Origin of the sequence: Glaciimonas sp. Gout2 (genome assembly GCF_035018905.1) — a bacterium.
In the GTDB taxonomy this organism is placed as follows: domain Bacteria; phylum Pseudomonadota; class Gammaproteobacteria; order Burkholderiales; family Burkholderiaceae_D; genus Glaciimonas.
This window is the reverse complement of record NZ_JASJXA010000097.1, coordinates 1-3,756: the sequence shown is the minus strand read 5'-3', so window position 1 is coordinate 3,756 and position 3,756 is coordinate 1. Positions and strand designations below refer to the sequence as shown.

The window sequence follows — 3,756 nt, the reverse complement described above, 5'->3', positions numbered from 1 at the left end:
ATGCGGGGATTGGGGCGAATGTGGGGGTGATTGCTGATGTAAATAATCGGCAGTTGCATCCTGATGAGAGAAAATGGGCGAAGGATAGCGCTACGCAGTATCAACAATATCTAGAGCAAAAAACGGGTGAAAAAATATCTCCCGAAGAGGCATATCAACGCTTACTATCAACTGGCTATGGGGTAGTTGATGATGCTGCGCAAAAGGGCGGGAAAAGCGATGAGGTGGCAAAACAGTTCATTGCAGAAAATAAACCATCGTCCATGTTTCAGGCGACGGCGGCAGAACATGCCAACCCATTCTTAAGCGGTAACGCCGATGGTTCCTGGACACCGGAACAGCAAGCCAGATATGGTGCCAAGAATCCTACGGCGTGGGCTGACGACCGTGTCGCGGTTGCCAATAAATATGTTGGAAAATCCTGTGACGATTATTCCTGTATCTCAAAGGTAGATAGTATTGTTAATGCGGTCGATGCTCTGGAGCAGAGAAAAATGCTGTACCAGGACAATCCGGGACAGTTGCAGCAGATTACCGCGCAACAGACAGCGTTGTTAGGTGGAATGACATCGAGGGATATTGATCAGGCTAAGTTGGCGGGGGCTGATAAGAATACAGTGCTGGAATTGCTGGGGCTGGCTGCCATGCCTGAGTTGGTGGGGAATTTAACCGGGACTTTGGCAAAAATATTTGGGGCAAAAGGTGCAGGTATAGAGCTCGCAGCCACGCGAGCAAGCGTTGATGATAAATTAGCTCGCTATCTATTGAATACGGATCATCCGATCGGTGGTTCCAAAGCAACATGGTTTGACACCGCCCTTGGATTTAATAAAAGTAATGCCAACCAGCTTGCCAATCAAATTATTTTTAGCGAAGCTTCAGCAGTGCAGATAGGTGTTATTGAACAAGGCGTCAAATTTAATCAAATTATTCCTATCACTGGTGCAAACGGTAAAGTGATTGACGTCACATTTGGATGGATTCGCAACAATGACGGCATAGTTAGACTAACAACAGGCATTCCGACCAAAAAATGAAAACAAAATTCTTTGAATATGATGTCGTAAGATCAATTCGATCTCTTGCTCCAGATGTTCCAAGTGGAACATCTGGAGCTGTGTTGATGGTGTTTGCCTCAATGCATCCGCAATACGAAGTCGAGTTTGTCGATAATGTAGGTGATTCGCTTGCAGTGCTAACAGTGAAGGAAGATGATTTGGAACTTGTACAGCGTACCGAATAATCACGAAGTTCAGCTAGAAAAGCATGAAAGAATTATGTATCAGGGCATATACAATGAACCATATGCTCTGGATGAAAATGCTCGTTAGTTTAGTCGGCATTGCTAATGCTATGAAGGGAATTGTGGCAATGAGTGGTGCTTTCGATCAAATGGTTCTTTTGCTCGATATCACGGTTTGGTTGATATGGATTTTAAATGAGGTGTTTAAAAATTGGAGCTTGCCAGCTCCGTTCGCGTACAGCGAAAGAACCAACTAAGTTGGTCGAATTACATATTGTATTCTAGTAATAGGTTTATTTTTTTCTAATGGTAATAGAGAAACGTTCAATAAAATCAGTATCAGTATCAGTATCAGTATCAGTATCGGTATCTTCCTCAAAGTACCGATCAGTCAGGAGGAAATGCCCCTCGCAAATAACGAAAATCGCAATCTTGGAACTAACTTGCTAGTGGATTATGAACACCGATAGGAATTGTCCAATCATCGCCTCAAAGGTGCACTTGCCCTCAAAGCCGGTTATGACGCCTACAAACTGTCGGCGGCATTGCCGGGATTGGCCGATGCCGCTAATGGCAGCATTCATGCGACTCAAGATGTACTCGCCAAAAAACCGCCTGATCCGGATGCGAAGGGTGAGGGTTTTGGCGTCAGCGTCAGTCTGGGTGTAGGTCAAAGCAAGCAGGACAGCAAGAACAGGGCAACGCAAGCGCGTGGCACGACAGCGCAAGCCAGCACAATTAACATTACCAGTCGCGAGGGTGATATCCGCATGGAAGGCGCTAAACTGCAAGCACACGACATCAGCCTCGACGCGGCGCGCAATATTCATTTGATCGCCGCCACCAACACCACCGATGTGCAATCGACCAACAGTGGCAGCAACGTGGGACTTGGCGCTACGCTCGGTTCCAACGGTCAGCAAACCGGACTCAGCTTTCAGATCGGGGCGTCCGCTTCTAAAGGGCACACCAACGGTTACCGATTTCAAGAACGGCAGAAAATACCGCGAAGCGATTTTTTCCAGAACCTACATTCCGATTTTGTTGGAGATATTTGCGGAGCATTGCAATGGGGTGGACGAGATTGTAACCGAGATCGGCATGTGTTTTCAAATCAACCTGAATGGTGGCGGAAAAATTTATGACTATGGTTGCCAAATAAAAATAGCGAGTAGCACGGACGACGAAATCAAGGTCGCTATCAAATTGGCTGTAGAGAAGGGATGGCAGCGACTTCACTTGACTGGCAGCGAAGAATTCAAGTCACAAGTTTTTCTGGAGGCAGTTTTATCAGGTGCATTCCGTCCAGAACAAATCACGGGCTATAGACCGAGCAAAGCCGATCTGGAAGTCATCCGCGATTGCAAACCAGCAATGAAGATTGTCAATGATAGCAATGTCATTAAAAGTTATTTCGTTGAAAGATCAGACGGCAGTGGTACGGGTAGTGCAGAGCAGGTTCATCTTCCAAGGCTGAAGATTTAGTCGGTCCAAGCTGTCCAAGCTGTCCGGGCAGTCCCTGCATATTTGCATTCTTCGCGGGTGCAAATGCTACTAATTTCATTGTAAAAATACGAATTCCGGCTATGTACATGAGTCTTAATTAGGACTAAAATTGGTCCTCATTCATTTGCAATAGAGGTCTGATCATGAAATTCTCAACTCAGGTAAAGCCTATCAGCTACCTCAAGAGTCACGCCGCTGAAATTATCAAAGACATCACCGAAAATCGTGAGCCTATGCTCATTACGCAAAATGGTGAAGCCAAGCTGGTTGTTATGGACGTGAAGAGCTTTGAAGAACAAGAAGAAACGCTCGCGCTGCTAAAAATTCTGGCACTCGGTAATCGTGAAATTGAGCAAGGTAAATTTCGTGACGCTGAGGATGTGTTCGCTGAACTGGATAAGGCTGATCACTAATGGGCTTCAGAGTCGTCATACTCGATTCGGCTGAGCAAGATCTGAAAGAACTCAGAGCCTATATTATCAAGAATTTTTCCGCTGACACTTGGCGCACTACTTACGCGAAAATAAAAGACGCCATTCGTAATCTGCAAAATTTTCCGCAGGCTGGTTGCATTCCAGGTGAAATTGAAAAGCTAAATCTCACACAGTACAGGCAAGTCTTATCTGGAATGAATCGCGTCATTTACGAAGTAAGGCAAGACACCATGTATGTGCATGTCATTGTCGATGTTAGAAGAGATATGGAATCATTACTTACCCGACGACTTTTGAGGGTTACGTAATCGGACCAATACAATATTTAAGAAGCAGCTATTAATGTATTTTCTAATCAATTGAAAGTCTGTAGGTGAATTGACGCCAGATACAACGCCCGAGCAACATCATGACAATATGGTGGACTTTACTGATAAGGCTGCGACAGGATTAGGTGCGGCGTCTATTTGGACACCTTCCCCTGTAAATTTGGGACTCGCCGTACTGGCTGGCGCATTTAAAACGACTAATTATTTGTTAAAACCAGCCAGTTCAGGAACAGCTCTTTACGAT

The 3,756-nt window shown here is 45.3% G+C and carries 8 protein-coding genes; all 8 read left to right on the top strand.

All coding sequences use genetic code 11. The features are described from left to right. Positions 1-1,037: DUF6883 domain-containing protein (locus QN379_RS23165; protein ID WP_416348563.1), on the top strand; the 1,037-nt coding region annotated here is incomplete at its 5' end. Beyond that, positions 1,034-1,243, top strand: coding sequence for a DUF4926 domain-containing protein (locus QN379_RS23160; RefSeq protein WP_322239716.1), 210 nt, complete (start codon positions 1,034-1,036; stop codon positions 1,241-1,243). The genes QN379_RS23165 and QN379_RS23160, both read left to right, overlap by 4 nt. A 53-nt stretch (positions 1,244-1,296) precedes the next feature. Further along, on the top strand, positions 1,297-1,500 hold the full coding sequence (locus tag QN379_RS23155; protein WP_322239714.1) for a hypothetical protein: 204 nt from the start codon (positions 1,297-1,299) through the stop codon (positions 1,498-1,500). A 216-nt stretch (positions 1,501-1,716) separates the two neighbouring features. Beyond that, positions 1,717-2,388, top strand: a complete 672-nt coding sequence (locus QN379_RS23150) for a hemagglutinin repeat-containing protein (protein WP_322239712.1) — start codon at positions 1,717-1,719, stop codon at positions 2,386-2,388. Then, positions 2,345-2,728, top strand: a complete 384-nt coding sequence (locus tag QN379_RS23145) for an LPD7 domain-containing protein (protein WP_322239710.1) — start codon at positions 2,345-2,347, stop codon at positions 2,726-2,728. Before QN379_RS23150 ends, QN379_RS23145 begins: the two co-directional genes overlap by 44 nt. A 164-nt stretch (positions 2,729-2,892) precedes the next feature. After that, positions 2,893-3,162, top strand: a complete 270-nt coding sequence (locus QN379_RS23140; protein WP_322239708.1) for a type II toxin-antitoxin system Phd/YefM family antitoxin — start codon at positions 2,893-2,895, stop codon at positions 3,160-3,162. Continuing rightward, entirely contained in the window at positions 3,162-3,491 is a 330-nt protein-coding gene (locus QN379_RS23135) for a type II toxin-antitoxin system RelE/ParE family toxin (protein ID WP_322239706.1), read from the top strand. Before QN379_RS23140 ends, QN379_RS23135 begins: the two co-directional genes overlap by 1 nt. Before the next feature lie 70 nt (positions 3,492-3,561). Next, the coding region (locus QN379_RS23130; protein ID WP_323507732.1) for a hypothetical protein at positions 3,562-3,756 on the top strand (195 nt) is incomplete at its 3' end.

Excerpts from the sequence above, each read along its gene's own strand:
- QN379_RS23160 (WP_322239716.1), top strand. The coding sequence starts at position 1,034 with ATGAAAACAAAATTCTTTGAATATGATGTCGTAAGATCAATTCGATCT.
- QN379_RS23155 (WP_322239714.1), top strand. The coding sequence starts at position 1,297 with ATGAACCATATGCTCTGGATGAAAATGCTCGTTAGTTTAGTCGGCATT.
- QN379_RS23145 (WP_322239710.1), top strand. The coding sequence starts at position 2,345 with ATGTGTTTTCAAATCAACCTGAATGGTGGCGGAAAAATTTATGACTAT.
- QN379_RS23140 (WP_322239708.1), top strand. The coding sequence starts at position 2,893 with ATGAAATTCTCAACTCAGGTAAAGCCTATCAGCTACCTCAAGAGTCAC.
- QN379_RS23135 (WP_322239706.1), top strand. The coding sequence starts at position 3,162 with ATGGGCTTCAGAGTCGTCATACTCGATTCGGCTGAGCAAGATCTGAAA.